Source organism: Rhodococcus sp. OK611, assembly GCF_003050885.1.
Lineage (GTDB): Bacteria > Actinomycetota > Actinomycetes > Mycobacteriales > Mycobacteriaceae > Rhodococcus_G > Rhodococcus_G oryzae.
The window spans coordinates 136,840-162,739 of record NZ_QAOZ01000010.1 but is presented as its reverse complement, the minus strand read 5'-3'; the positions used below and the strand labels follow the sequence as shown (position 1 = coordinate 162,739).

The following is a 25,900-nucleotide window of genomic DNA, read 5'->3' as shown; positions in this document are numbered from 1 at the left end:
GCTCTCGGTCTGCGCGCGTCCTCGCGGTGCGCGAACCCGTGGCCGGGGCCTAGGGTTCGATCGTGCCCGACATCGCGCCCCGGTCCTCGTTCGCCGACACCCGCGCGTGGCTGCGCGCCCTGCCCGCCATGACGGCCGCGGCGGCGCCCGCCGACGTCCTGGACCCGACTCACACCCCGTCGCCGCTGTTCCTGCGCTGGCTGGAGGATGCGGTCGCGGCAGGCGTGCCGGAACCCCAGGCGGCCGTGCTGTCCACGACGGAGGACGGCGGCCGGGTCGACGCCCGGGTGCTCACCCTCAAAGACGTCGACGAGCGGGGCTGGTGGTTCTCGGGCTCGGTGGACTCCCCGAAGGGGCGTCAGCTGGCGGCGAACCCCTCGGCGGCGCTGACCTTCTACTGGGCCGGGGTGGGCAGGCAGGTCCGGGTCCGCGGCCACGCCGAGCCGGGGGAGGCGCGGGTGAGCGCGCGGGACTATCTCGAACGGTCGGTGACCGCCCGCGCGGTGGCCGCCGCCAGCCGACAGAGCGAGGTCCTGGCCGATCCGGTCGAGTACGACCGCGCGGTCGCCGAGGCGGTCTCCCGGATCGAGGCCGACCCGGGCCTCGTCGCGCCGGCCTGGCAGGCTTGGTGCCTGGTCCCGGACAGCGTCGAGTTCTGGCTCGCCGACCCGGGGCGCAGACACCAACGGTTGCGGTACGGGCGGCCCGAGCCGTCCGCGAGTTGGTCGACCACTGGGTGGATTACCGACGTCCTGTGGCCGTGACCAGAACATCTGAACGGGAGTGTGCATGAGCTTCATCCGGACCAACGTCGCAGGCGGCGTCGGCGAGATCGTGCTGGACCGACCGAAGGCGCTCAACGCCCTCGATCCGAGCATGATCCGCGATCTGTACGAGCCGCTGCTGCGCTGGCGCGACGACCCCGCGGTCGAGACGGTCCTGGTGACCAGCGGTTCCGAGCGGGCGTTCTGCGCGGGCGGCGACATCAAGGCCGTGCGCGAGGCGGTGCTGCGCGGCGACCGCGAGTTCGTGCACGGGTTCTTCGCCGACGAGTACCGGCTCAACCTGCTGATCGGCGAGTACCCGAAGCCCTACATCTCGCTGATCGACGGCGCCGCGATGGGCGGCGGGCTCGGCATCTCGGTGCACGGCTCGGTCCTGGTGGTGACCGAGCGGGCGGTGCTGGCCATGCCGGAGACCGCGATCGGGTTCTTCCCGGACGTGGGCGCGAGCCACTTCCTGCCGCGGCTGACCGGCGCGGCAGGCATGTACCTCGGGCTCACCGGCGCCAGGGCCTCGGCGGGCGACGCGGTCGCGTTCGGACTGGCGACGCATTTCGTGCCGAGCGAGCGGTTGGCGGAGTTGGCCGACGCGATCCGCGGTGGCTCGGCCGCCGAGGCGCTCGAGAAGTTCGGCGAGCAGGCCCCCGAGGCGCCGCTGGCCGCGCGGCAAGCGGAGATCGACGAGGTGTTCGCGCAGGGCACCCCCGCGGACATGCTGGCCCGGCTGACCGGGGACGACGAGTGGACGACGCAGGCGCGGACCGCGCTGACCGCGGTGTCGCCGACCGCCGCCTTCGTCACCGCGGAGCTGATCCGGCGCGGCGCGGACGACGAGCTGTCGCGGTGCCTCGATCGTGAGCTGGCGCTGACCGCCGCGGTGACCACCGGGCCCGACTTCGCCGAGGGCGTGCGCGCGGTGCTGGTCGACAAGGACCGCAACCCGTCCTGGTCGCCGTCGAGCCTCGCCGAGGTGGACCGGGACGCGATCGCCGCCCTGTTCGCCTAGCCCCGTCCGCCCCGCCGAGTGTGCAGCTGCCGGCGGCCCTTCCCGGGCGATGCCCCGGCAGGTGCACACTCGGCCGGGTTCGGGGGGCGCGCGGATAGCATCGAATCCGCCATCCCTACCGGAGGAGCCAGCAATCGTGATCACCGAGATCCTCGCCCGCGCGGCGCTGAGCCCGATCCCGTCCGCCCGGGCGATCGCCGCGAAGTTCCTGCCGATCCGCGAGCACCGGATCGAGGGCAAGCGGATCCTGCTGACCGGGGCCTCGTCCGGGGTCGGGGAGGCGGCCGCGCGGCGACTCGCCGCCGAGGGCGCCGAGCTGATCCTCGTCGCGCGGGGCGCGGAGGCGCTGGAGGCCGTGCGCGACGAGATCGTGGGCGGGGGCGGGACCGCGCACGCCGTGCCATGCGACCTCACCGATCCGGATGATGTGGACCGGCTGCGGACCCTCGTCCGCGACGAGCTCGGTCCCGTCGACGTGCTCGTCAACAACGCGGGCCGGTCGATCCGCCGCCCGGTCGAGGATTCGCTCGACCGGTTCCACGACTTCGAACGCACGATGGCCCTGAACTACTTCGGCCCGGTACGGCTCACCCTCGCGCTGTTGCCGGAGATGCTCGAGCGACGGCATGGGCACGTGGTCAACGTGGCCACCTGGGGCGTGCCGGGCGGCGTCATGCCCAAGTTCGCGGCCTACCACGCGTCGAAGTCCGCGATCAGCGCGTTCGGGCGCGACCTCGGCGCCGAGCTCGACGGCCGCGGGGTGTCCGTGACGACCGTGCACTTCCCGCTGATCCGCACCCCGATGATCGCGCCGACCAAGGACTACGACGCGATGCCGGCGCTGACCCCCGAGGACGCGGCGTCCTGGCTGGTCACCGCGATCCGGACCCGGCCGGTCGAACTGCTCCCGACCTACGCGGAGCTGCTGCGGTTCCTCGACAACTTCGCCCCGACGGTCACCGACGCCCTCGTGCGGCGCGCCGGGATCTGACCGCTGCCGGTCGAGTGTGCAGCTACCGGGGCATCGCCCGAGTGGCGGCGGCGGTAGCTGCACACTCGGCGGGGCGCTGGGGGAGCCGCAGGACAAGCCGGACGCCGCCGAGCGGGCTGTCCACCAATTCCACGGTGCCGCCGTGCAGTTCGGCCTGCTGAGCGACCAGCGCGAGGCCAAGCCCGGACCCGGCGGAGTCGGAGCCGGTGCCGCGGACGAAGCGCGCGAACACCGACGCCCGCTCGGCCTCCGGCACGCCACTCCCGTCGTCGTCGACGGTGATGACGGCGGCGCCGTCGGCGTCGGCACGGACGGTGACGAGCACCCGCCCGGCCCCGCCGTGCCGGACCGAGTTGGTGATGGCGTTGTCGAGCACCAGTCGTAGCCCGGTCGGAATGCCGCGCACGACAACGGGTTCGGGGGCGGAGACGGAGATATCCAGGTCGGGATGGATGCGCTCGGCTGCCTGCACACAGCGGTCGACCAGCTCGGCCAGGTCCAGCTGCTCGTGGTCCGCGACGTCGGAGAGCTCGCCGACCGCGAGCCGCTCGAGGTCGGTCAGGGTCGTCTCGACCTGACGCTGCGTGCCGAGCAGGTCACGCAGGATCTCCTCGCGCTGCTCGCCGGTGAGCCGCATCGTCGAGAGCACCTCGAGGTCGGTCCGCATCGAGGTCAGCGGGGTGCGCAGCTCGTGCGCGGACACCGCGGCGAAGTCGCGTGCCGAACCGAGAGCTTCCTCGGTCCGCTTCTGGGCCGCGGCGATCCGGTCGAGCATGTGCCCGATCGCCTCCGACAGGTCCTCGGCCTCCCTGGCCCCGCGCACGCTCGGGCGAGCAGCCCCGGGATCGTCGCCGATGTCGTGGGTGGCATCGGCCAGCAGCCGCAGCGGGCGGACGGCCCGCCCGGCCAGCAGCCAGCCCAGCCCGCCCGCCGCCGCGATCGCCACCACGGCCGCGATCGCGACCGCCACCTGCTGCTGCCGGATGGCCTGGGTCAACGGGTCCTCCGGGACGGTCAACGCCAGGAAGGCGCCCGGTTCTCCGGGGACCGCGACGTCGCGAACCCGGACCGCGGTACCGGCCATCAACTCCGTTCTGGTCGCGTCCTCGGCCACGGCGGCCTCCGTGGACCCACCGGATACGACGGCGGGTAACGGGAGAGCCGGTGCCATGTCGACTGTGTCGGCGGGGGTTGTGTCGGCCGGCATCGCCAATGTCACCGAGTCGAGCGTCCGGTCGATCTGCTCGGAGCCGTTCACCCGCAGGAACACCGCGATGGCCGCGCCGATGGCGACGATGACGACGGCCGCGGACAGCGCCGACACGATGGCGACCCGCGTTCGCAGCGACAGCGACCGCCTCACGGTTGCGCTCGCAGGACGAAGCCGACGCCGCGGACCGTGTGCAGGACTCGTGGCATCGAGTTCGCCTCCAGTTTCTTGCGTAGATAGGTGACGAAGACGTCGACCACGTTGGTGTCGGCGTCGAAGTCGTAGCCCCACACCAGGCGCAGCAGCTGGGGGCGGCTGAGCACGACGCCCGCGTTCTCCGCCAGCGCGCCGAGCAGGTCGAATTCGCGCTTGGTCAGGTCGAGTCTGCGGCCCGCGACGTGGGCGCGCCGCCCCGGCAGGTCCACCTCCAGGGCCCCGACCGTGACGGTCCCGGCGGGCGTCGCGGCCAGGGGCGCCCGCCGCAGCAGCGCCCGCAGCCGGGCCACCAGTTCGCCGAGCTCGAACGGCTTGGTCAGGTAGTCGTCCGCGCCGGCCTCCAGACCCGCGATTCGGTCACCGACGGAGCTGCGCGCACTGAGCACGCAGATCGGCACCTCGTTGCCCATCGCCCGCAGCGCGGTGACCACGCCAACGCCGTCGAGGCCCGGCATGTTCACATCGAGGACGATCGCGGCGGGGCATTCGTCGGACACGGCCCGCAGGGCGGAGGCGCCGTCCGTCGCGGTCTCGGTGTGAAAACCGGACAGACGGAGCCCCCGTTCCAGCGAGGCCAGGACCTTGGGGTCGTCGTCGACGACGAGGATGCGGGCGGTATCGGTCACCGCATCCATGGTGCCAGGGCCGCGAGGGTGTCCTAGCAGGCGCGAGCCACGGTCACGGCGCCTGCCGGGGCGTTCTCGTCCATCTGGATGGTCAGCACCTGCGCCAACTCCGCGGGCAGATCTGCCGGACCGGGGATGCGAATGACGGTGGGGGCCGCCATCCCCTCGGCTTCGGCCGGGATCGGCACCTGGATCTCGGCCGGTGCGGCCTCGACGGCCTCCGTGGCCGGGACGGTCGGGGTGGCCGGCACCGCGGTGCCGGCCTCGATCATCTTCTGCAGCGTCTCCGGGCTGAGTTCGATGGCCGCCGCCGCGCAGGTCGCCTCGTCCAGCGGCGCGCCGAGCACCGCGGGGGCCGACTCGCCGACGGCGACCGCCGGGCCCTGCGGGATGGCGTCGTTCGCCCACGCCACGCCGGGCACCGTGATCGCGGCGGCGACCGCCAGTCCGGCGGCCGCGATCCCGGCGCGCTTGCGGACGACGACGGTGTTGAGGGACTTACGCATTGGGGTCTCCTTCGGTCTTGTCGGAGCCGGAAGTGGCCTCGACACGACCCAAGGTAGGGACGAAAAACTCGGCGCCCGTTAGCGAATCATTAGGGGTTCGTTAGACCCGCACCGGCATCGTCCGGCGCTGGATCCGCAGCCACACCGCGAAGCCCCAGACCACGAAGCCCGCGTAGACCAGGTACAGGATCGCCGACGGGTAGTAGCCGGCCTCGAGCAGCAGCGGGACGCCGACGACGTCGACGGCGATCCAGATCAACCAGAACTCGGTCCAGCCGCGGGCCATCCCGTAGGTGGCGAGCATCGAGCCCATGAAGATCCACGCCTCCGCCCACGGGCCATAGGACCCGAGCCGGGCGAAGATCTGCGCGAACGCCACGGTGCCCGCGCCCATCGCGAGCACCAGCAGGAGCCGGTCCCGCGGCGGCGCCCACCGGGGCAGCACCGCCTGGCCGGACTCGTGCCGCGAACGCACCCACTGCGTCCAGCCGTACACGCTCACGCTGATGAACATCAGCTGGCGGCCTGCCTGGCCGTACAGGTTCAGCTCCTGTGGGGTGTGGAACAGCGCGCCCATGAACACGGTGAACAGCAACGCATTTCCGGCGATGCCGACCGGCCACGCCCACACCACGCGCTTCATCCCGCCGATCGCGGACGCGATGCCGAAGGTGTTGCCGACGATCTCGCGCCACAGGATCGTGGCCCCGCCGATGTGCAGTTCCGCATCGAACAGGGCGAGCAGCGGGTTCACGGAGCTAGTCGGCGGTCGCGACGAGCGGCTCGAGGGTCAGCTCCGGAAGCTCCTTCTGCAGGTACTGCAGCCGCCACTTGTCGCTGATCAGGGCGAGCATCACACCGTCGGACCTGGTGAAGACCTCGACCCCGCGCTGGCGGCCCAGCTCGGTGGCCGACTCGGCGTCCGTGCGGCGAGCCAGCGCGTACGGCAGGCCCTCCATCCGGGCCTCCACCGAGAACTCCGCCTTCATCCGCGCGGCCACCACCTCGAACTGCATCGGGCCGACGGCCGCCATCACCGGAGCCGCGTCGCCGCGAATGTCGTTGCGCAGCACCTGGACCACGCCCTCGGAGTCGAGCTGCTCCACGGCGCGGCGGAACTGCTTGTACTTGCTCGCGCTCTCCGCGCGCAGCACCGAGAAGTGCTCGGGCGCGAACGAGGGGATCGGCGGGAACTCCACCTTCTTGTCCGTGAACAGGGTGTGGCCGGGGGCAAGGGCGGTCGCGTTCACCAGGCCGACCACGTCGCCCGGGTACGCCGATTCGACGGTGGAGCGCTCGCGGCCGAACACGGTCTGCGCGTACTTGGTGGTGAAGGGCTTGCCGGTCTGGGCATGCGTGACGACCATCCCGCGCTCGAAGACACCGGAGACGATCCGCATGAACGCCAAGCGATCTCGGTGGCTCGTGTCCATGCCCGCCTGCACCTTGAACACCACCGCGCTGAACGGATCGGTGACCTCGCGCGAGGCGCCCTTGATGTCGTCGCGCGGGCCGGGGGCTGGCGCGAGCGCCACCAGGGTGTCGAGGATCTGCCGGACGCCGAAGTTCAGCATCGCGGAGGCGAAGATGACAGGGGAGGTCTGTCCGGCCAGGAACATCTCCTGGTCGTGGTCCTGCCCGCTGGCGGAGAGCAGCTCGCTCTCCTCGACCGCGGTCTCCCAGTCGGAGCCGTCACGGGCCGCGGCCGCGTCCGCGTCGAGGATCTCCTCGGGTGCGATCGTGGCGCCGCCCGCGGTGCGGGTGAACCGGATGTACTCCTGCGGGGCGCCGTCCTCGCCGCGCCGCAGCAGGCCGCGGAAGTCGCCCGCGATGCCCACCGGCCAGTACAGGGGAGTCGGGGTCAGGCCGATCCGCTCGTGGATCTCGTCGAGCAGCTCCAGCGGGGTCTGGCCCGGGCGGTCCCACTTGTTGATCACGGTGATGACCGGGATGCCGCGGTGGCGACACACCTGGAACAGCTTGAGGGTCTGCGGCTCGAGGCCCTTGGCGGCGTCGATGAGCATGACCGCGGCGTCGACCGCGGTGAGCACCCGATAGGTGTCCTCCGAGAAGTCGGAGTGACCTGGGGTGTCGACGAGGTTGATGACGCTGATCGGATCGTTCGGCTCGGACTCGCCGGACTTGTAGTTGAACTGCAGCGCGGTCGAGCTGACCGAGATGCCGCGGGCCTTCTCCATCTCCATCCAGTCCGAGACGGTGGACCGGCGACCGGCCTTGCCGTGCACGGCGCCCGCCTCCGAGATCATCTTCGCGTGCAGCGCGAGGGCCTCGGTCAGTGTGGACTTACCGGCGTCCGGGTGCGAGATGACCGCGAAGGTCCGTCGCCGGGTGGCCTCGGCGGCCAGGCCCTTCGGCGTCGCGGGGGTCCCGGCCGAGGCGACCTCCGCGGGGGCGTCGGGGGAGGTGGAGGCAGACGCCGGCGCGGGCTCGGTGGTCACCGGGATTCCTAACTGATATGAGACGGACAAGATGGCGAAACGCCAATATGCCAGGCTACCCGTGCGGGTGACGCCTATGCTCGAGTGCACCCCGAACCAGGCCGTGGCCCCCGGGAGTAACGGCCGAATTGCGTTTCCGGAAGTACCAGTGAGGGCTCTGGGGCCCTCGGTGCGGCGTCCTCCGCGCCCGACCGCCTCGTCCCTCCATCGTGCGGAGGAGGGCGTCATGAGCCGGTTCACCGAAGAGATGTATGCCAACGCTGCGGACAGTGTCCATGGGCTCGTGACCGGGGAACCGGACAGTCCGCACCGCCAGGTCTGGAGCGAGATCCATGCGGTCGCCCGCGCGATGGCAGGCGCGCTCGCGGCCGCGGGCATCGGACACGGCGACGCGATCGGGATCCTCGCCGGTCAGCCGGTGGACATTGCCCCGTCCGTGCAGGCCATCTGGATGCGCGGTGCCTCCGTGACCATGCTGCACCAGCCGACTCCGCGCACCGACCTGACCGTCTGGGCGGAGGACACCGAGACGGTCATCGGCATGATCTCGGCCAAGGCTGTCGTCCTCGGCGCACCCTTCGACGCGGCGGCGCCGCTGCTCGAGGAGCGCGGCATCAGGGTCGTCACGATCGGGGACCTGCGCGCGGGACCGGACATCGATCCGGTGCGGACCGCCGAGTCCGACATCGCCCTGCAGCAGCTCACGTCAGGGTCGACGGGGTCACCCAAGGCCGTGCAGATCACGCACGGGAACTTCTACACGAACTCCTGGGCGATGCTGTCCCGGATCAAGTTCTCGGTCGACGACGACGTGATGGTGAGCTGGCTGCCGCTGTTCCACGACATGGGCATGGTCGGTTTCCTCACCCTGCCGATGCAGATCGGTGCCGAGATCGTCAGCATCACGCCGATGGACTTCCTCACCTCGCCGCTGTTGTGGGCGGAGCTGATGGGCAAGTACCGGGGCACGGTCACCGCCGCGCCGAACTTCGCGTACTCCCTGCTCGCCAGGCGGCTCGCGCAGGCCGAGGACGGCATCGTGGACCTGTCGACGGTGCGCTGCCTGCTCAACGGTGCGGAGCCGGTGGACGCCGAAACGATGCTCGCGCTCGCGGAGGCGGGGGCACGATTCGGGCTTGACCCGTCGGCGCTGGCGCCGACGTACGGGATGGCGGAGGTGACCCTCGCGGTCTCCCTGCCCCAGCCGGGTCAGGGATTGGTGCTGGACCTGGTGGATCCGGACCTGTTCGAGGCGGGCGGCCTGGCGGTGCCGACCGACCGTGCCAATGCCCGCCGGCTCCCGACCCTCGGCCCGCTGGTGTCCGGCCTGGAGGGGCGCATCGTCGGTGAGGACGGACGGGTGCTCCCACGCCGAGCGGTCGGCATCATCGAGCTGCGGGGTGGGTCCGTCACCCCCGGCTACCTCACTGTGGACGGGCACAGGCCCGCGCAGGACTCGGACGGGTGGTTCAACACCGGCGACGTCGGGTATTTCACCGAAGAGGGCCTGATGGTGGTGTGCGGGCGCGTCAAGGACGTGATCATCATGGGCGGGCGCAACGTCTACCCGACCGACATCGAGCGGGCCGCGTGCACCGTCAGGGGGGTGCGGCCCGGCAATGCCGTCGCGGTGCGGCTCGATGCCGGGCAGAAGCGGGAGTCGTTCGCGGTCGCGGTGGAGACCAACGACCACGAGGACCCCGAGGAGGTCAAGCGGATCGAGCACGAGGTGGTGCACGCGGTGGTCTCGGAGGTCGGCGTCCGACCGAGGACGGTGGCCGTGCTCGGTCCTGGCAGCATCCCGAAGACGTCCTCCGGCAAGCTGCGGCGCGGTCGGTCGGCGTCGCTGGTGAGCGGGGCGTGATCCGGCGGAGCGTCGGCGGGCCGGCTATTCGCGGATGCTGACCTCGGCGGTCGAGCCGTCGAAAGTGAACGATCCGGCCGGCCCTCGGCAGGACATGGACTTGCCGTCGAGGGCGGTACACGACAGCTCTCCGACCGTGAGCGTCGAGCCGGGCGGCAGCAATTGGCCCGTGATGAAGGCCCCGGCGACGTTGACGACCTTGCTGACCCCGTCGGGCTCGATGACGATCGCGTCGGCGGGCGCCCGCACGCCGGTCTGGGGGTCGACGATCGGCGGATCCGACTTCGGCAGGGGGAGGTCACACAGCATGTGCGGCGCCTGGTTGTCAGCCTGGTTGGGGTTGAACCAGCAGCCCGCGACCCCGGAGACGAGGTGGAACACATGTTTCCCGTCGCCGATCGAATACTCGGCGGGATCGACCTGGACCGCCTCGGCGGCGGTGGCCACCCCTGGGGTATCCGAATTCGCGCAGCCGCCCACCAGTATCCCGGTCACCAGCACGAGCCCGGCACCTGCTGCGCCACCCCACCGAACCACTACGCCCCCTGCGTCATTCTCGATCTCCACACGATCGCGACGTCCGCCGCATAGCCCAGATAGTAGCCAGCCCGGTTCGATCAGTGCAGTTGGTTCTGCGCGGCCTCGAGCCCGACGCGGAGCAGCAACTCGACGGCGTCCGCTGCCTCCTCGCAGACCAGGTCCAGTTCTTTGCGCTCGACCGATGAGAACGGCTTGAGCACGTAGTCCGCGGGATCCATCCGGCCGGGCGGCCGACCGATGCCGACGCGGGCGCGCAGGTAGTCCTTGGTGCCGATCGCGCCGGAGATCGAGCGGAGGCCGTTGTGCCCGCCCTCGCCGCCACCGAGCTTGAGCCGGAGCGTGCCGAAGTCCAGGTCCAGCTCGTCGTGCACGACCACGAGATTCGCGGGTTCGACCGAGAAGAACCGGGCGAGCGCGGCCACCGGCTTGCCGGACAGGTTCATGTACGAGCGCGGCTTCGCCACGATCACCTGACGGCCCGCGATGCGCAGCGTGACCGCGTCCGAGCCGCTTTTCTTGTGTGCGGTGAACCGGGCCCGCTCGCGGGCGGCCAGGGCGTCGACCACCATGAACCCGACGTTGTGCCTGGTGCGTTCGTACTGCGGTCCTGGATTTCCCAGCCCGACGACGAGGGCAGTTGATTCGGATGGCTGGGTCAACGCGGTCGGCTCTCGGTCGTAGGGGTGGGGCCGCGAACGGCAACGGCGCGCCGTCCCTCGCGGGATGGCGCGCCGTTGACGTTAGCGCTGCACTGATGTGTGCGGTGGAGCGACTCAGCCCTCGGCGGACTCGGCCTCGGCGGCGGTCTCCTCGGCGGGGGCCTCGGCACCCTCGACGCCCGCACCCTCGGCCTCCATGGCCTCGGCGGACGGGGCGGCGACGATGTTGACGACCAACACCTCGGGGTCACCCTGGAGGGTGGCGCCCGCGGGCAGGGTCAGGGCGGATGCCAGGATCTGGCTGCCGACCTCGAGGCCCTCGACCGAGACCTCGATGGACTCGGGCAGGTTCATGGCGTCGGCCTCGACGGAGACGGTGGCGGCGTCCTGGGCGACCAGGCTGCCGGCTGCGGCCTCACCGATGACGACGACGGGCACCTCGACGGTGACCTTCTCGCCCTTCTTGATGACCAGCAGGTCGGCGTGCTCGATGTAGTTGCGGATCGGGTGGACGACGACCGACTTGGTGAGCGCGATCTGCTCCGTGCCCTCGATGTCGAGGGTGAGGACGGCGTTGGTGCCGTGCGCGCGCAGGACCTTGGCGAACTCGCGGGCGTTCAGCGCGAGGTGGCGCGGCTCTTCCTGGTGGCCGTAGAGGACCGCGGGGACCTGGCCGTCGCGGCGGGCGCGGCGTGCGGCACCCTTGCCGAACTCGGTGCGGACGGCGGCTTCGAGGCGATTGGCATCGGTCGACATGGGGAAACAGCTCCTACGGCTCACATCAGATTTGATTCGGTGGCATTGCGGTGATCTCGACGGGGGCGGACGAACGCGCACGGCCCGGAGCGCAAACTGCTCGAAAGGTAGCCGTAGCCGCGTCGATCACGGTGAGCCAACGAAGTGGTTCACCCTCGCCGAGACAACGCAGGCCAGCATACCGGAGATGCCTGACCCCCCGCGAATCGGCCTCGACACGCGTCCGGTGCGCAATCGAGCGGGGGTCGGGGGTGGCCGTTAGGTTTGGACGGAGATCGAAGGACACCACAACTCCAGGGAGCATCGATGACTGACGTAACCGCCGCGCTGGCGCCGCTGGGCGTGCTCGCCCCGTTCGCCGGCCACTGGGCGGGCTCCGGCGAGGGGCACTACCCGACGATCGAGGATTTCGCATACGACGAGCAGGTCAACCTGACGCCGATCGGGAAGCCCTTCCTGACCTACCTGTCCCGGACCCGCAAGCCGGGCGGCGGGCCGCCGATGCACACCGAGAACGGTTACCTGCGGCTCACCGGCGGGGACAGCGTCGAGCTGCTGGTCAGCCAGCCAACGGGATTCGTCGAGATCCATCAGGGTGAGGTCCGCGACGGCGTGCTCGAGATGACGGCGCTGACGCTCAGTCGGTCCCCGAACGCGAAGCCCGTGCACGAGATCCGCCGACGCTGGGTGGTCGCGGGAGATCTGCTCACCTACGACCTGTGGATGGCGCACGACGCGACGCCGCTCACCCACCACCTGCACGCCGAGCTGCGCAGGCAGGACCAGACCGGCTAGAGCGCCGCGACCGCCTCGACGAGCCGCTCGAGGTCCTCGAACGAGTTGAAGCAGTGCGGCGACGCCCGCACCACCGCCTCCAGGTCCCGGTTGCTCATGTCCACCAGCGTCGAGCCGCGGCCGCTGACGGTCACCGTGATGTCCTTGGCGGCCAACGCTTCCCGCACGGCCGCCGGGGCCACCCCGTCGACGGTGAAGGAGACGATGCCGCTGCGGGTGTGGCCGAGATCGCGCACCGTCGCGCCGGGGACCGTGGCCAGCCCGGCGCGCGCGGCCTCGGCACGCTCCGACACCGCGGCGCTCACCTCGTCGATCCCCAGTTCGAGCAGATAGCGGACCGCCGCGCCCAGGCCGAGCCGGCCCGCGACGCTGCACTCCCAGAACTCGAACCGCGACGCGTCGCCGGCCATCCGGTAGCCGTCGGTCGCCGTCCACTGCGCGCCGTGCAGGTCAAGCGCGGCGGGTTCGAGGGTGCCTGCCAGCTCGGGGCGCACGTAGAGGAATCCGGTGCCCCGTGGGGCCCGCAGCCACTTGCGGCCCGTCGCCGAGAGCGCATCGACGCCGAGCGTGGCGACGTCCACCGGGATCTGGCCGACCGACTGACAGGCGTCGAGAAGAACCAGCGCGCCGACGCCGCGCGCCAGGTCCACCACCTCACGGACGGGATTGATCAGCCCGCCGTTGGTCGGCGCGTGCACCAGCGACACCAGGCGCACCCGCTCGTCGAGCATCCGGGAGAGGGCGTCGAGGTCGATCTCCCCGGTCGGCGTGGACGGGACCACCTCGACGACCGCGCCGGTCGCACGGGCGCGCTGCAGGGCCGCGATGGCGTTGCTGGCGTACTCGACCTCGGTGATCAGGACTCGATCGCCCGGGGCGAGCGGCACCGCGTAGAAGAAGTCGGTCCACGCCCTGGTCGCGCTCTCCACCAGCGCGAAGTCTCCTGCCTGGGCGCCGAGCAGCTCGCCGAGCGCGGTCTTCACGTCGGCCAGGTCGGCGGCGCGCTCCCCGGCGGCGAGGTAGCCGCCGATCTCGGCTTCCCGTCGCAGGTGGGCGATGACCGCCTCGAGCACCGGCTCGGGGGACAGCGACGAGCCGGCACTGTCGAGGAAGACCTTGTCGAGGCAGCCGGGCGTATCGCGGCGTAGGCGTTGCTGATCGAGCATCTTCACGGCCCTCCGGACTGACTGAGCTGGCGTTGTCTGTCGGACAGTACCGTCGCCGCAGTCGGCGCGACGGGTGCGCGATCGGCGATCGCGGTTTAGTGTCGGTGACGGTCTCTATTGTCGAATTCGTACTTGCCGAACACGCGCCGCCGACGATCGGAGCAGCTGATGGCGATGGCAGTGGATTCGCGCCGGCTCACCACCCGAGCCGCCGCGGAGGCGTACGTCGGTGGTGTCTGTTTCAAGCTCGGCCCACCCCGGCTCATCGGTGCCGAACTGGAATGGCTGACCGCTCGTGATGACCCCGCGCGGAGCAGGCCGGACCTCGGCGACATCGCCGCTGCGCTGGGGCCGCACGCACCGACATCGATTGCCCCCTCTTCACCCGCTCTGAGTCTGCCGAGCGGAAGCGCCGTCACCATCGAACCCGGCGGCCAGATAGAACTCTCCAGTGCGCCCCTGTCCTCGGCCGAGGACCTGTGTGTCGCGCTCGCCGCCGATGAGGCCGTCCTTCGTCGCCTGCTGAGGGCGGCGGGAATCACCGTCCGTTCCCATGCCGCCGACCGGTCCCGCCAGGCCGAGCGGTTGCTGCGACTGCCCCGGTACCGGGCCATGGAGGAGCGGTTCGACGGGATCGGTCCGTTCGGCAGGCTGATGATGTGCAACACCGCGGCCACCCAGGTGAGCGTCGACGCGGGGGCGGACCCGCCCGAGGTGGCCGCCCGCTGGCGGTTGCTGCACGACGCCGGGCCCGCGTTGCTCGCGGCCTTCGCCTGCTCGCCCCGGCTGCGCGGGACACCGGACGGCGGGTGGGCCTCGCAGCGGATGCGGACCTGGCTCGAGCTCGATCCGGACCGGACCCGGCCGCTGCACACCGCCGATCCGATCGCCGACTACGGCCGCTGGGCGCTCGACGTGCCGCTGCTCTGCGTGACCGGTGGACGGGGCGCGGATTCCGACGGCGACTGGTCGGCGCCGCCGGGTGCCACTTTCGCGGACTGGATCGCTGGGGCGCTCGACGCCGAGATCGACAGGCGCCCGGACCTCGCCGACCTCGACTACCACCTGACCACGCTGTTCCCTCCCATCCGGGCCGCGGGCCACCTGGAGGTGCGGTACCTGGACGCACAGCCGGGCGACCTGTGGCGGGTGCCCATCGCGGCGCTGGCCGCGCTGCTCGGCGACCGGGACACCGTCGCGGAGGCCACCGCGATCGCGGCGTCGACCGCGGGACGGTGGCGCGACGGCGCCGAGTTCGGGCTCCGTGACGGCGAACTGCGCCGCGCCGCAAGCGAATTGCTGTTCCTGGCCGCGGCGCGGTCGCCCCGGTTCGAGGAGGAGCTCGCGTCCGCCGCCGAGCGATGTTGCCGCGGAATGACCCCAGCAGAGGAGTACCACCGATGACCGCCGGCCCCTCGACCCGCCCGACGGCACCCGAAACCCCGACACCCGAGGCGCTGCGCGCCCAACTCGCGACGGTGCTGGCCCGCGCCCGCGCCCGCAGCGCGGCCCTCACCGACTGCGTCGACGAGTCGGAACTGATCGCGCAGCACTCGCCGCTGATGAGCCCGCTGGTGTGGGACCTCGCGCACATCGGCAACCAGGAGGAGCTGTGGCTGGTTCGCGACGTGGGCGGCCGCGAACCGGTTCGCCGCGACATCGACGAGATCTACGACGCCTTCAAGCATGCTCGCGCGGACCGGCCCGCATTGCCGTTGCTGAACCCGGCGGAGGCGCGCGGCTACGTCGCCGAGGTCCGGGACAAGGTGTGGGACATCCTCGACCGTTCGCCGCTGGCTGGCAGACCGGTCGAGCGGGACGGTTTCGCGTTCGCGATGATCGCCCAGCACGAGCAGCAGCACGACGAGACGATGCTGGCCACCCACCAGTTGCGCAGCGGCCCAGCGGTCTTGCGCGCCGTCCCGGCGCCGGACCCCGTGCGCGCGGTGACACCGGACGAGGTGGTGATCCCCGGCGGGGAGTTCACCATGGGCACCTCAACGGATCCCTGGGCGCTGGACAACGAGCGGCCCGCGCACGCGGTGAACGTCGCGACCTTCGCGCTCGACGTCGCCCCGGTCACCAACGGGCAGTACCGGGAGTTCATCGCGGACGGTGGGTACGAGCGCGCCGAGTTGTGGAGCGAACGCGGCTGGGCGCACCGCCGGTCGGCAGGCCTGACGGCGCCGCAGTTCTGGGAGCGCGACGCGGCGGGGGACTGGCGGCGGAGTTGGTTCGGGACGCTCGCGCCGCTGAACCCGAACCAGCCGGTGGTGCACGTCTGCTATTTCGAGGCGCAGGCGTACGCCCGGTGGGCGGGCAAGCGGCTGCCCACCGAGAGCGAGTGGGAGAAGGCCGCCCGGTGGGACCCAGCGACCCGGCGATCTCGCCGATACCCCTGGGGCGATGAGGAACCCGGCTCCGGGCACGCGAACCTCGGGCAGCGGCACCTCGAGCCCGCCGGTGTCGGCGCGTACCCGCGCGGCCGGTCCCCGCACGGCGTGGACCAGCTGATCGGCGACGTCTGGGAATGGACCTCGTCGGACTTCCTGCCCTATCCGGGTTTCGCGGCGTTCCCCTACCGGGAGTACTCGGAGGTCTTCCACGGCGGCGACTACAAGGTGCTTCGCGGCGGCTCGTTCGGCACCGACCCGGTGGCCTGCCGCGGTACCTTCCGCAACTGGGACCATCCCGTGCGGCGGCAGATCTTTGCTGGATTCCGCTGTGCGCGCGACGTGCAGGAGAGCGCGTAGATGTGCAGGCATCTGGGTTATCTGGGCCCACCGCGCGCGGTGGGTGAACTGATCACCGCCGGATCGCACAGTCTGCGTGACCAGTCCTGGGCGCCGCGGGACATGCGCAGGGGCGGCACGATCAACGCGGACGGATTCGGTGCGGCGTGGTGGCAGGGTGATCCGGGATCGCCGGACGGGGTGCAGGCGTACCGGAATCCGGTGCCGATGTGGGCGGACCCCGCGGTCGACGGGGTGCTCGGTCAGGTCCGGTCGGGTGCCGTGGTCGCGGCGGTCCGCTCGGCGACGGTCGGCATGGCGCTCGAGCGCGCAGCGTGCGCCCCGTTCACCGGCGACGGGTGGGCACTGAGCCACAACGGCCGGATCGTGGGCTGGCCGGATTCGATGGCCGGGCTCGCCGAGTGGTTGCCTGCCGTGGAGCTGCTGCGGATGCCGGCGCTGACGGACTCGGCCCTGCTGTGGACCCTGGTGCGGCGCCGCCTGGATGCGGGCAAGCCGGCCGCCGCGCTGGCGTCGGTGATCGCCGACGTCCTCGAGGCCGCCCCCGAATCGCGGCTGAACCTGTTGTTGGGCAACGGGACGACGCTGTGGGCGACCACCGTCTACCACTCGCTGTCGGTGAAGGTGGACGAGCTCAGCGCGATGATCTCGTCGGAGCCGATCGACGACGACCCGGGCTGGCAGCCCGTACTGGATGGGCACCTCGTCGAGGCGCGACCGGGACACCTGAACATCACCGAGTTGGGAGACCACCTATGAGCGAACCGACCCTGGAGATCCACTTGGCGCCGGAGCAGCTGCTCGGCTCCCTGCGCGAGGACGCCCTGATCGGGCTCACGTCGACACCGAAGTGGCTGCCGCCCAAGTGGTTCTATGACGCCAGGGGCAGCGAGCTGTTCGAGGAGATCACCAGGCTGCCCGAGTACTTCCCGACCCGAACCGAGCGGGAGCTGCTGCGGGCGAGCGCCGCAGACATCGCGGAGGCCACCTCCGCGCAGATCCTCGTCGAGCTGGGCTCTGGTTCCTCGGAGAAGACCCGGTTGCTCCTGGGCGCGCTGACCGAGCACGGAACGCTGGAGCGCTATGTGCCGCAGGATGTGTCGGAGGCCGCGCTGGCGTCCGCAGTCGGGCAGCTCGCCGACGAGTTCCCGTCGCTGGCCGTGCACGGAATCGTCAGCGACTTCACCGACACCCTGCACAACCTGCCGCGGGGCGGCACGAGGATGATCGCGTTTCTCGGCGGCACCCTCGGCAACCTGGTCCCCGACGAGCGGGCCGGGTTCCTGGCGTCGATCGCCGAGGTGCTCGACGAGGGGGAGCAGCTGCTGCTGGGCGTCGGGCTGGTCACCGACCCGGCGGTGCTGGTTCCGGCCTACGACGACGCGGCGGGGGTGACCGCACAGTTCAACAGGAACGTCCTGTCGGTGCTCAACGAGCAACTCGGCGCCGACTTCGATGTGGATCGGTTCCGGCACGTGGCGCTCTGGGACGAGACGAACGAGTGGATCGAGATGCGGCTGGAGGCCGCCGAGGCGATGAGCGTGTGTCTGCCGGGTATCGGCCTGGACGTGCGCTTCGACGCGGGGGAGCAGATGCGCACCGAGATCTCGGCGAAGTTCCGCGTGGAGGGCATCGGCAAGGAACTCGACGCCGCGGGGTTCGGCAGCGATCGGGTGTGGACCGATCCGGACGAACGATTCGCGCTGATCCTGGCGGACAAGAAATAGACCAGAGCCGGGCCCGCACGGTGTTCGTGCGGGCCCGGCTCTGCGACACGGCTACCCGGCCGGGCTCGGAGCCGGAGTGGTGGTGGTCGGGACGGTCGTGGTGGCCGCCACAGCGGTGGTCGGGGGCTTCGCGACGGCAGGCGCCGAGTCCTGGGAGTCAACCGGGGCGGCGGCCTCCGCGGTGGGGGCCGCGCTCGGCGTCGTAGTGGGTGTCGATGCCGATCCGGAGGACGGAGCCGTCGATGTTTCGGTGGGCGCCGCCGTGGTCGTGGTCGTGGTCGGCGCGGCGGACTCGGTTGCCGTCACGGTGCCCGCCACGGACGCCGTGCTCGGCGCCGTCGGCGCGGACGTGGCAGTGGCCGTGGCCGACGAGAGGGCCGCGGCCAGGCTTCCGGCGTCCGGCTTCGCCGCCGGGTCGATCGCCTGTCCGTTCTGTGCCTGCTGAGCAAGATGCGTCAGCCACGCAGCGGCGTACTCGGCGGAGGTCAGCGGCTTCCCGTTGGCGGCATCGTTGTCGCGCCAGTAGTCGAAGTGGTGACCGACGTCCTTGGCGAGCGTCAGCTGGTAGGGATCGCTCAGGACGACCGGAATTGTGTTCTGGTTCGTCGTGATGAGCCCGATGATCTCCTTGAACACCTTCTGCGGGAGGTAGGCCAGCGGCGACATCTCGTCGGCGGAGATCGACTGGGCCTTCGCCGGGGCCTTCGCGGCCTCACCGGGCTTGTACGACGGGGAGGACACCGTCAGCAGCACGTCGAGGAAGGTCTGGTCGCCCTTCATCCAGTCCGGCTGGGACCGAACCTCCGCGAACGCGTTGAACGCGATCTGGCTGAGTGCGACGGCGACATCCTGTCCCGTCGCAGGCGTGAGGCCCTCGCGCTCGAGGGTGTCGACGTTCAGTTGCCTGCCCACGTTGATCGCGAGCTGCAACAGCGAGATGTTCTCCGGCACCGCGCAGGTGAAGTCCTTCTCAGAGCAGAACGACGCGACCTTGCCGCCCAACGCGCCGAAATCGTCGCCGCCGGTGTCCGGGAGGGCGCCCGCTCCTGCGGTCGGGTTGGTGCCGTTCTGGTACTGCCGGTCGAATCCGTCCGGATTGGCAAACGGATTCTTCGCCCCTGGGAACGGGCCCTGACCATTCGCGCGGCCCGCGTCGGCCAGGATGACCACGCCGACGACGTTGCCCGGATTCACGATCCCGTATTCGCCGTTGGTGTCCGCGTCCTGATGGCCGACGTCCATCGCGACCCGCCGGGCGACGTCCGCGCCCTCGCTGTACCCGACGACGGCGAACTTCGTGTCCGGGCACGCCACCCGGATCTCGCGCATCACCGATTCGGTGTTGGCCACGCCCTTGGCGACGGCGCCCTCGTAGCTGCTCATGTTCGCGGGGTAGGCGATGTAGACGGCGGCATACGCCTTCGGATCGACGACACCGTTCGGTGCGTTGATCACCGGATCGACCCAGTGGCTGCTGTAGTCGCTCGACAAAGCGGCAGGCAGCGCCTCGCCGTTGGGTCCGACCAGCATCTTCGTGGTGCCCGCCACGGGCGTGTCATTGCGGCCGGCGATCGAGATGGTCACCATGTCGTGGCACTCGGTCACCGACGATGTGAGCTCGGTGTCCGCGGTGCGCGGCGCCGGGGACAGGGCCCACGTCAGCCCGAGTATCGCCGTCACCCCCAGGACGGCCGGCACGATGGCGGCCGAGGCTATCCGATGGCGTGCGATGAAACCACGAACTGTCATGTCGTCTCCCCATTCCGACTACCGAGGCACGCGTCGGTACTACCCCCCGAGCGGTGCGTCACATCACCAGATACATCGTGACACGAGTCGGAAGTGCTACATGCGATCTCGATGATTGATTTGGCTACAGCGTCAGCTGCATGAATGTCATGTCCAACCAGCGCCCGAACTTCATCCCGACCTCGGGCATCACGGCGACGGTCCGGAAGCCGAACCGCTCGTGCAATGCGATCGAGGTGGTGTTGCCGGACTCGATGCTGGCCACCATCACGTGCACGCTGCCCGCCTTGGCCCGCTCTATCAGCGCCGCCATCAGCTGGGACGCGATCCCCTTGCGGTGGTGGTCGACATGCACGTACACCGAGTTCTCCACCGTGTACCGGTAGCCGGTCTTGGCCCGCCACACGCCGTAGGACGCGTAACCCGCCACCCGGCCGTCGGATTCCGCGACGAGCACCGGATAGCCGGCCCTGCGGCGGGCCTCGAGCCACTCGCGGCGGTCCTCGACGTCCACCGTCTCCTCGTCCCAGATGGCGGTGGTGTTGAGCACCGCCTCGTTGTGGATCTCGAGGATGCCGGGCAGATCGTGGTGGTCGGCGTCGCGGATCAACAGGCTCACCGCCTCATCGTGCCGCACCGGGACGGTCCGCCGCATCGGGACCGTCGGCTCAGCCGTCGATGCCGCGGCGGGTCTTCTCCAGCGCGGCCAGCATGCGCAGGATCGAGGCCTTCTGGTTGCCGAGATCGGTGAGCCGGGCGCGGGCCGCAAGGCCCTGACCGGCCTCCGCGACGGTGATCTGCTCGTCGACCGACGCGAGCTGGTCCAGCAGGCCGGTGACGCGCGCCTCGAGGGTCGCCATGTCGACGGTGGTGGTCGGTGCCGACGCGGCCGGGGTCGAGGCCGAGGATGCGGCCTTCGGGGCGGCCGTGCGGCGGGGTGCGGGCGCGGTCTCCGCGACGACCGCGGCGGCGCGCGGCCGCAGGGCCTTGCGGACCAGGGCCGGGTCCGGCGGGGTCTCGAGCTTGATCTGGTTCAGCACGGCGCGGGCGTCGCGGGCGGTGACGCGCCACTCCCGCTCTTCCTCGTCGTCGGACTGCAGCGTGCCGCCGAGCGGGCGCAGACCGTACATCCCGAGGAAGCGCCGGGCGCCCTCGATGATCTCCTCGTTCTCGCGGCAGGTTCCGCAGCGCGGCTCGTTGCGGTACATGTCAACCGACTCCGCGTCTCCGCACCAGACGCAGGCTCCTGGGACCCATCGCCTGGCCGTCCGCATCGTCGTTGTTCCGGACTGGCCATCGAGTGTCTGCGCGTCAATCACGACGCATGACAATAGGGCAGAGCGAAGTGGCCCTCGACACCGGCTGGCAACCAACCTGCGGTTCTGCATTCCGGCGTGATCAATCTCATGTTCATGTCCCGGCGCGGCGCGCCGCGACCCGGTCAAACGCTTGCCGCGCAAGAGGTTCCGGCACCCGTCGGGACGTCGAACGGAGCCGGTCGACGGGTCGCGGGTCAACGCTGCGGCGGGGGCGGAGGCGCGTCGCCGGGGGCGAGCTGGGCGCCTATCTTCCGGAAGATCGATTCGGCCTCGTTCTTGTACAGGCCGGCGTCGTCGAAGGCCTCCTGGTCGTAGGTGACGGCGACGGCGATCGCGACCTTCTTCGACGGCAGGTAGGCCTCCGCGGCCGCGTAGCCGGAGAACAACGGGTTCTGCATCAGCCAGTCGCCGGTGATGATGATCCCGAGCCCGTAGGTGTAGCCCTCCGACATCGTGGTGCAGGTGGGGCACCCGGGCAGGGTCGTCGTCTTGCCGCGCAGGTCGGTCGACACCATCTTCTTGTACGACTCCGCGGACAGGAGCTTGCCGGTGCCGATCGCGACCGCGGTGTCGTGCATGTCGGAGATGTCGGTGGTCTGGACGGCCCCGCGGGTGATGGTCCAGGACGGGTTCCAGTAGGTGGATTCCTCGTAGAACGGGGCGCCTGCCGGGATCTGGAGGGCCTCGCGACGCTCGGAACTGAAGGCGTGCAGGGCGGGTTCGGTGATGGCGGCGGTGCCGGGGTCGGTGGTGTTGGTCAGCCCGAGCGGGCCGAGCACCCTCTCCTGCATGAGGTCCGTCATCCGCTTGCCGGTGATCTTCTCCAGCGCCAGCCCGAGGATGACGTAGTTGGTGTGCGCGTAGTTCCAGTTGGTCCCTGGCTCGTAGAGCAGCGGCTTGGCGGTCGAGGGGGCGATGAGTTCCTCTGGGGTCCACCTGCGGAAGGGGTCGGCGTAGATGGCCGCGTCGAACTCGGTGGCGCCCAGGACGTAGTCGGGATAGCCCGAGGTCATCTGGGCCAGCTGACCGAGCGTCACGAGGTCACTGTGGGGGATGTAGGGCAGCCAGGTCGACACCTTGTCGTCGAGGCTCACCTTCCCCTCGTCGACGAGCTGGAGCAGCAGGGTGGAGACGTAGGAGATCGCCACCGCGCCGTTGCGGAAGTGCATGTCGGTGGTGGCGGGCACTCCCGTCATCGACTCCCCGACGGCCTCGGTGAGGATCTCCCTGCCGTCGACGGTGGCGCGCACGATCACCGACTTCAGGTGGCCCTCGGCCATGGCCTCGCGGACGATCGTCTTGACGGCATCGGTCTGCGCCGGATCGGCGGGTGACGGGGGTGGCGACGCGGTGTCCGTCGAGGTGCACGCGGCCACGAGGCCGACCAGGCTCACGAGCACGAGAACGCGCCGAATCATCGCCATAGTTGATCATCGCAGATCGGGCGGGCCGACCTGGTGGTTTCTAGGCCGGGGCCCCGATCACATCGGTGGCCCATTCGACCAGGGGCCGCAACGATTCCCACGCCTTGCGGACCTCGGTCGCGGTGCGCCTGGTGTCGAGCCACTTCGGGGAGGGGTACAGGCGACTGGCCGTCAGCGACTTGTGACGAAGCAGCTCGATCCGCGGATGCTCGACGGTGTAGCCGCGCGGCGTCGTCTTGAGCCGGTCGCCGCCGATCTCGAACTTCGCGGCCTCGAGGTCCCGGGTGATCGTCTCGAGCTGGCCGCCGCGGAGGTCGGTGTCGACCGCGGCACGGAAGCGTGCGACCCGATCAGGGTCGGCCTGATAGAAGCCGCCCGCCACGAAGAGCCCGCGGGCGTCGAGCTGCACGTAATAGCCGAGGGCCGGCCCCACCGCACAGAAGCCGCCCTGATGCGTCTTGTACGGCGACTTGTCCTTGGAGAACCGGACATCGCGGTACGGGCGGAACAGCTTGGCCTGCCCGAAATCGGACTCCAGCTCGGCGAGCAACGCGGCCATCGGCGCGTGCACGCTCTCGTCGTAGACGGCCTTGTGCGCCGTCCACCAGCTCTTGCTGTTGTCCGCCTCGAGGTCCTCGTAGAAGTCCAGGGCGGCGACGGGGAACCCGGAGAACGCGGTCATGTGAAAAGGCTAGCGCCTGTGCGCGGTTGACGGGTCCAGGGACTCGTCAACCGCGCACAGGCGCGAAGCGCCTAGGCGCTGCCGTTGAAGAGGGAGGTCACCGAGCCGTTCTCGAAGACCTCCTTGATGGTGCGCGCGAGCAGCGGCGCGATCGAGAGCACGGTCAGCGTCGGGAAACGCTTCTCCTCGGGGATCGGCAGCGTGTTGGTCGCGATGACCTCCTTGGCGCCGCAGGCCGCGAGCCGCTCGGCGGCCGGGTGCGAGAAGATCCCGTGCGTGGTGGCGATGATGACGTCGCCGGCACCGGCGTCCTTGAGCACCTTGACGGCGCCGGCGATGGTGCCGCCGGTGTCGATCATGTCGTCGATCAGCACGCAGGTGCGGCCGTTGACGTCACCGACGACGCGGTTGGACTTGACCTGGTTCGGGACCAGCGGGTCGCGGGTCTTGTGCACGAACGCCAGCGGCGCGCCGTCGAGGGCGTCCGCCCACTTCTCGGCGACCTTGACGCGGCCGGCGTCAGGGGAGACGACGCAGATGTTGTCGGTGCCGTAGTTCTCCCGCACGTACTCGGCGAGCTGGCCCTGCGCGTGCATGTGGTCGACGGGGCCGTCGAAGAAGCCCTGGATCTGATCGGTGTGCAGGTCGACCGTGATGATCCGGTCGGCGCCCGCGGTCTTGAGCAGGTCCGCGATCAGGCGGGCCGAGATGGGCTCGCGGCCGCGGTGCTTCTTGTCCTGGCGGGCGTACGGGTAGAACGGCAGCACCGCGGTGATGCGCTTGGCGGACCCGCGCTTGAGCGCGTCGATCATGATCAGCTGCTCCATGACCCACTGGTTCAGCGGGGCCGGGTGGCTCTGCAGCACGAATGCATCGGATCCACGCACCGACTCCTCGAACCGGACGAAGATCTCGCCGTTGGCGAAGTCGCGGGCGGTCTGCGGGGTGACCTGGATGTCCAGCTCTTTCGCGACCTGCTCGGCCAACTCGGGATGGGCGCGACCAGAGAAGAGCATCAGGTTCTTCTGGTTGTCGATCCAATTCGCGCTAGTCACTGATCTTCGCCATCCTTGTTCGTGTTTTCGGCTTGTTGCTGCTGTGCCCGCGCCGCCGCTTCGGCGGCCGCGGTGCCGGGTCGGTTCCGCTCGACCCAACCTTCGATGTTGCGCTGCTTACCCCCGGACACGGCGAGCGCGCCGGGCGGAACGTCGAACCGCAGCACCGTACCCGCACCGGTGTACGCACCGTCGCCCACCTGCACCGGGGCGACGAACATCGTGTCGGACCCGGTGCGGACGTGCGACCCCACCACCGTACGGCTCTTGCTGACGCCGTCGTAGTTGACGAACACGCTCGACGCCCCGATGTTGCTGTGCTCACCGACGGTGGCATCGCCGACATAGGTCAGGTGCGGCACCTTCGAGTGCGCCCCGATGTCGGAGTTCTTCACCTCGACGAAGGCGCCCAGCTTGCCGGCCTCGCCGAGCACGGTGCCGGGGCGCAGGTAGGTGTACGGCCCGACGGTGGCGCCCGCGCCGATCGTCGAGCGGTCGGCATGGGTGCGGATCACGGTGGCGCCCTCGCCGACGGTGACGTCGCTGAGGGTCGAGTCCGGGCCGATGACGGCGTCCTCGCCCACGGTGGTGCGGCCGCGCAGCTGCACGCCGGGCTCGATGGTCACGTCGGGCCCGAGCTCCACGTCGACGTCGATCCACGTGCTCGACGGGTCGATGACGGTGACCCCGGCGCGCATGTGTCGTTCCAGGATCCGACTGTTCATCTCCGCGGCCACTTTCGAGAGCTGGACGCGGTCGTTGACACCGGTCACCTTGGCCTCATCGGCGAGCTGCGCGGCGTACACATGATGACCGTCTTCGCGGGCGATCTTCAGGACGTCGGTGAGATAGAGCTCCTGCTGCGCGTTATCCGTTCCGAGCTTGCCGAGCGCGTCGCGAAGGACCTGGGCGTCGAACGCGTAGACGCCCGAGTTGACCTCGGTGATCGCGATCTGCTCGGGAGTGGCATCCACGTGTTCGACGATCTCGACCACTTCGCCTGCCGCGTTGCGGACGATGCGCCCGTACCCGTTGGGATCGGCGGGGACGAAGGTCAGGACCGTCACTGCGGCGGGGGTGGGCGCCGTTCGGTGCTCGTCGATCAGGCCGTGCAGGGTGTGGCTGTCGAGTAGTGGTACATCAGCCGCGGTGACGAGCACGATCCCCTCGAAGTCGTCGGGTAGCGCCTGAAGGCCGCACTCGACAGCATGCCCGGTTCCGTTCTGCTGCTCCTGGACCGGCGCGAAGATCTTGCGACCGAGTTCGGTCGCGACCTCTGCGATCGCGCTGCCGACGGCCTCGCGCTCGTGCCCGACCACGGCGACCAGGTGCGTCGGGTCGAGTTCGGCTGCCGCGTGCAAGGAATGCGCGAGCATCGTCCGACCCGACAGCGTGTGCAGCACCTTGGGGGTCTTGGACCGCATCCGGGTCCCCGCACCCGCTGCGAGGACGACCACGGCGGTCTCGGCTGGCATGACGCTCCCTCGAACTCGAACCGGTTTGTACAGCTACTGGGTCACCCAGTAGATCGCGCTCCGCCGCCAGGACTCGAACCTGAACTATCTGAACCAAAATCAGAGGTGCTGCCATTACACTACGGCGGATTGCCGCACCT

The 25,900-nt window shown here is 70.3% G+C and carries 25 protein-coding genes and 1 tRNA gene; 9 read left to right on the top strand and 17 right to left on the bottom strand.

Going from position 1 to position 25,900, the window contains the following annotated elements; translation table 11 throughout:
* Nucleotides 1-62 precede the first annotated feature (62 nt).
* The 3 genes from C8K38_RS14405 to C8K38_RS14395 all read left to right on the top strand — a co-directional run bounded on the left by C8K38_RS14405 (nucleotide 63) and on the right by C8K38_RS14395 (nucleotide 2,779).
* Nucleotides 63-764 (top strand): pyridoxine/pyridoxamine 5'-phosphate oxidase, encoded by a 702-nt coding sequence (locus C8K38_RS14405; RefSeq protein ID WP_257017511.1) that lies wholly within the window; start codon nucleotides 63-65, stop codon nucleotides 762-764.
* A gap of 19 nt (nucleotides 765-783) precedes the next feature.
* On the top strand, nucleotides 784-1,788 hold the full coding sequence (locus C8K38_RS14400) for an enoyl-CoA hydratase/isomerase family protein (protein ID WP_097212287.1): 1,005 nt from the start codon (nucleotides 784-786) through the stop codon (nucleotides 1,786-1,788).
* A gap of 136 nt (nucleotides 1,789-1,924) precedes the next feature.
* Nucleotides 1,925-2,779, top strand: a complete 855-nt coding sequence (locus C8K38_RS14395; RefSeq protein WP_257017512.1) for an SDR family oxidoreductase — start codon at nucleotides 1,925-1,927, stop codon at nucleotides 2,777-2,779.
* 22 nt (nucleotides 2,780-2,801) lie between these two features.
* Here the strand turns inward: C8K38_RS14395 and C8K38_RS14390 are convergent, their stop codons facing one another.
* The 5 genes from C8K38_RS14390 to C8K38_RS14370 all read right to left on the bottom strand — a co-directional run bounded on the left by C8K38_RS14390 (nucleotide 2,802) and on the right by C8K38_RS14370 (nucleotide 7,796).
* On the bottom strand, nucleotides 2,802-4,142 hold the full coding sequence (locus C8K38_RS14390; RefSeq protein ID WP_097212289.1) for a HAMP domain-containing sensor histidine kinase: 1,341 nt from the start codon (nucleotides 4,140-4,142) through the stop codon (nucleotides 2,802-2,804).
* Entirely contained in the window at nucleotides 4,139-4,840 is a 702-nt protein-coding gene (locus C8K38_RS14385; RefSeq protein ID WP_097212290.1) for a response regulator transcription factor, read from the bottom strand. Before C8K38_RS14385 ends, C8K38_RS14390 begins: the two co-directional genes overlap by 4 nt.
* Nucleotides 4,841-4,863: 23 nt before the next feature.
* A complete protein-coding gene (locus C8K38_RS14380) occupies nucleotides 4,864-5,337 on the bottom strand; it encodes a hypothetical protein (RefSeq protein WP_097212291.1) in 474 nt (157 codons plus the stop codon).
* A 100-nt stretch (nucleotides 5,338-5,437) separates the two neighbouring features.
* A complete protein-coding gene (gene pnuC / locus C8K38_RS14375) occupies nucleotides 5,438-6,091 on the bottom strand; it encodes a nicotinamide riboside transporter PnuC (protein ID WP_097212292.1) in 654 nt (217 codons plus the stop codon).
* Nucleotides 6,092-6,095: 4 nt separating this feature from the next.
* Nucleotides 6,096-7,796, bottom strand: coding sequence for a peptide chain release factor 3 (locus C8K38_RS14370; protein WP_097212293.1), 1,701 nt, complete (start codon nucleotides 7,794-7,796; stop codon nucleotides 6,096-6,098).
* Nucleotides 7,797-8,022: 226 nt separating this feature from the next.
* Here C8K38_RS14370 and C8K38_RS14365 point away from each other — a divergent pair, with 226 nt between their 5' ends.
* On the top strand, nucleotides 8,023-9,660 hold the full coding sequence (locus C8K38_RS14365; RefSeq protein WP_097212294.1) for a fatty acyl-AMP ligase: 1,638 nt from the start codon (nucleotides 8,023-8,025) through the stop codon (nucleotides 9,658-9,660).
* A 24-nt stretch (nucleotides 9,661-9,684) separates the two neighbouring features.
* On the opposite strand, the gene C8K38_RS14360 is transcribed toward C8K38_RS14365, so the two are convergent.
* From C8K38_RS14360 to C8K38_RS14350, 3 genes are all read right to left on the bottom strand, one after another.
* A complete protein-coding gene (locus C8K38_RS14360) occupies nucleotides 9,685-10,197 on the bottom strand; it encodes a hypothetical protein (RefSeq protein WP_097212295.1) in 513 nt (170 codons plus the stop codon).
* Between the two features lie 80 nt (nucleotides 10,198-10,277).
* The gene (gene pth / locus C8K38_RS14355; protein WP_097212296.1) at nucleotides 10,278-10,859 is read right to left on the bottom strand and encodes an aminoacyl-tRNA hydrolase; all 582 of its coding nucleotides are present in this window, start codon (nucleotides 10,857-10,859) and stop codon (nucleotides 10,278-10,280) included.
* Between the two features lie 114 nt (nucleotides 10,860-10,973).
* Nucleotides 10,974-11,615: a 50S ribosomal protein L25/general stress protein Ctc gene (locus C8K38_RS14350; protein ID WP_097212297.1), complete on the bottom strand. Its 642-nt coding sequence runs from the start codon at nucleotides 11,613-11,615 to the stop codon at nucleotides 10,974-10,976.
* 306 nt (nucleotides 11,616-11,921) lie between these two features.
* On the opposite strand from C8K38_RS14350, the gene C8K38_RS14345 reads away from it, so the two are divergent.
* On the top strand, nucleotides 11,922-12,410 hold the full coding sequence (locus tag C8K38_RS14345) for an FABP family protein (protein ID WP_097212298.1): 489 nt from the start codon (nucleotides 11,922-11,924) through the stop codon (nucleotides 12,408-12,410).
* Here C8K38_RS14345 and C8K38_RS14340 read toward each other — a convergent pair.
* Nucleotides 12,407-13,576 (bottom strand): aminotransferase class V-fold PLP-dependent enzyme, encoded by a 1,170-nt coding sequence (locus tag C8K38_RS14340; RefSeq protein ID WP_097212405.1) that lies wholly within the window; start codon nucleotides 13,574-13,576, stop codon nucleotides 12,407-12,409. The two genes, C8K38_RS14345 and C8K38_RS14340, sit on opposite strands and share 4 nt — an antisense overlap.
* Nucleotides 13,577-13,744: 168 nt before the next feature.
* On the opposite strand from C8K38_RS14340, the gene egtA reads away from it, so the two are divergent.
* The 4 genes from egtA to egtD are packed head-to-tail and all read left to right on the top strand — an operon-like array spanning nucleotide 13,745 to nucleotide 18,056.
* The gene (gene egtA, locus C8K38_RS14335) at nucleotides 13,745-14,980 is read left to right on the top strand and encodes an ergothioneine biosynthesis glutamate--cysteine ligase EgtA (RefSeq protein ID WP_097212299.1); all 1,236 of its coding nucleotides are present in this window, start codon (nucleotides 13,745-13,747) and stop codon (nucleotides 14,978-14,980) included.
* Nucleotides 14,977-16,329 (top strand): ergothioneine biosynthesis protein EgtB, encoded by a 1,353-nt coding sequence (gene egtB, locus C8K38_RS14330; protein ID WP_097212300.1) that lies wholly within the window; start codon nucleotides 14,977-14,979, stop codon nucleotides 16,327-16,329. Before egtA ends, egtB begins: the two co-directional genes overlap by 4 nt.
* Nucleotides 16,330-17,088, top strand: coding sequence for an ergothioneine biosynthesis protein EgtC (egtC, locus tag C8K38_RS14325; protein ID WP_097212301.1), 759 nt, complete (start codon nucleotides 16,330-16,332; stop codon nucleotides 17,086-17,088).
* Nucleotides 17,085-18,056, top strand: coding sequence for an L-histidine N(alpha)-methyltransferase (gene egtD, locus C8K38_RS14320; RefSeq protein WP_097212302.1), 972 nt, complete (start codon nucleotides 17,085-17,087; stop codon nucleotides 18,054-18,056). Before egtC ends, egtD begins: the two co-directional genes overlap by 4 nt.
* Before the next feature lie 51 nt (nucleotides 18,057-18,107).
* Here the strand turns inward: egtD and C8K38_RS14315 are convergent, their stop codons facing one another.
* The 8 genes from C8K38_RS14315 to C8K38_RS14280 all read right to left on the bottom strand — a co-directional run bounded on the left by C8K38_RS14315 (nucleotide 18,108) and on the right by C8K38_RS14280 (nucleotide 25,889).
* Nucleotides 18,108-19,805 (bottom strand): cutinase family protein, encoded by a 1,698-nt coding sequence (locus tag C8K38_RS14315; protein WP_097212303.1) that lies wholly within the window; start codon nucleotides 19,803-19,805, stop codon nucleotides 18,108-18,110.
* 124 nt (nucleotides 19,806-19,929) lie between these two features.
* Complete coding sequence (locus C8K38_RS14310) at nucleotides 19,930-20,418, bottom strand: GNAT family N-acetyltransferase (RefSeq protein ID WP_097212406.1); 489 nt, start codon at nucleotides 20,416-20,418, stop codon at nucleotides 19,930-19,932.
* Nucleotides 20,419-20,473: 55 nt separating this feature from the next.
* Nucleotides 20,474-21,124, bottom strand: coding sequence for a hypothetical protein (locus C8K38_RS14305; protein ID WP_077042586.1), 651 nt, complete (start codon nucleotides 21,122-21,124; stop codon nucleotides 20,474-20,476).
* A gap of 194 nt (nucleotides 21,125-21,318) precedes the next feature.
* Nucleotides 21,319-22,548, bottom strand: a complete 1,230-nt coding sequence (locus C8K38_RS14300; RefSeq protein ID WP_097212304.1) for a serine hydrolase domain-containing protein — start codon at nucleotides 22,546-22,548, stop codon at nucleotides 21,319-21,321.
* A gap of 40 nt (nucleotides 22,549-22,588) precedes the next feature.
* Nucleotides 22,589-23,230 carry a DUF2461 domain-containing protein gene (locus tag C8K38_RS14295; protein ID WP_097212305.1) on the bottom strand — a complete coding sequence of 214 codons (642 nt, stop codon included), beginning with the start codon at nucleotides 23,228-23,230 and terminating at the stop codon, nucleotides 22,589-22,591.
* A 71-nt stretch (nucleotides 23,231-23,301) separates the two neighbouring features.
* Complete coding sequence (locus C8K38_RS14290) at nucleotides 23,302-24,285, bottom strand: ribose-phosphate diphosphokinase (RefSeq protein WP_077042583.1); 984 nt, start codon at nucleotides 24,283-24,285, stop codon at nucleotides 23,302-23,304.
* The gene (glmU, locus tag C8K38_RS14285) at nucleotides 24,282-25,760 is read right to left on the bottom strand and encodes a bifunctional UDP-N-acetylglucosamine diphosphorylase/glucosamine-1-phosphate N-acetyltransferase GlmU (RefSeq protein ID WP_097212306.1); all 1,479 of its coding nucleotides are present in this window, start codon (nucleotides 25,758-25,760) and stop codon (nucleotides 24,282-24,284) included. Before glmU ends, C8K38_RS14290 begins: the two co-directional genes overlap by 4 nt.
* A gap of 58 nt (nucleotides 25,761-25,818) precedes the next feature.
* A tRNA-Gln gene (locus tag C8K38_RS14280) sits at nucleotides 25,819-25,889 on the bottom strand.
* Nucleotides 25,890-25,900: the final 11 nt, after the last annotated feature.

Excerpts from the sequence above, each read along its gene's own strand:
- C8K38_RS14340 (WP_097212405.1), bottom strand. The coding sequence starts at position 13,576 with ATGCTCGATCAGCAACGCCTACGCCGCGATACGCCCGGCTGCCTCGAC.
- C8K38_RS14315 (WP_097212303.1), bottom strand. The coding sequence starts at position 19,805 with ATGACAGTTCGTGGTTTCATCGCACGCCATCGGATAGCCTCGGCCGCC.
- egtB (WP_097212300.1), top strand. The coding sequence starts at position 14,977 with ATGACCGCCGGCCCCTCGACCCGCCCGACGGCACCCGAAACCCCGACA.
- C8K38_RS14300 (WP_097212304.1), bottom strand. The coding sequence starts at position 22,548 with ATGGCGATGATTCGGCGCGTTCTCGTGCTCGTGAGCCTGGTCGGCCTC.
- egtD (WP_097212302.1), top strand. The coding sequence starts at position 17,085 with ATGAGCGAACCGACCCTGGAGATCCACTTGGCGCCGGAGCAGCTGCTC.
- C8K38_RS14365 (WP_097212294.1), top strand. The coding sequence starts at position 8,023 with ATGAGCCGGTTCACCGAAGAGATGTATGCCAACGCTGCGGACAGTGTC.
- egtC (WP_097212301.1), top strand. The coding sequence starts at position 16,330 with ATGTGCAGGCATCTGGGTTATCTGGGCCCACCGCGCGCGGTGGGTGAA.
- C8K38_RS14380 (WP_097212291.1), bottom strand. The coding sequence starts at position 5,337 with ATGCGTAAGTCCCTCAACACCGTCGTCGTCCGCAAGCGCGCCGGGATC.
- egtA (WP_097212299.1), top strand. The coding sequence starts at position 13,745 with ATGGCGATGGCAGTGGATTCGCGCCGGCTCACCACCCGAGCCGCCGCG.
- C8K38_RS14385 (WP_097212290.1), bottom strand. The coding sequence starts at position 4,840 with ATGGATGCGGTGACCGATACCGCCCGCATCCTCGTCGTCGACGACGAC.
- C8K38_RS14350 (WP_097212297.1), bottom strand. The coding sequence starts at position 11,615 with ATGTCGACCGATGCCAATCGCCTCGAAGCCGCCGTCCGCACCGAGTTC.
- C8K38_RS14345 (WP_097212298.1), top strand. The coding sequence starts at position 11,922 with ATGACTGACGTAACCGCCGCGCTGGCGCCGCTGGGCGTGCTCGCCCCG.
- C8K38_RS14295 (WP_097212305.1), bottom strand. The coding sequence starts at position 23,230 with ATGACCGCGTTCTCCGGGTTCCCCGTCGCCGCCCTGGACTTCTACGAG.
- glmU (WP_097212306.1), bottom strand. The coding sequence starts at position 25,760 with ATGCCAGCCGAGACCGCCGTGGTCGTCCTCGCAGCGGGTGCGGGGACC.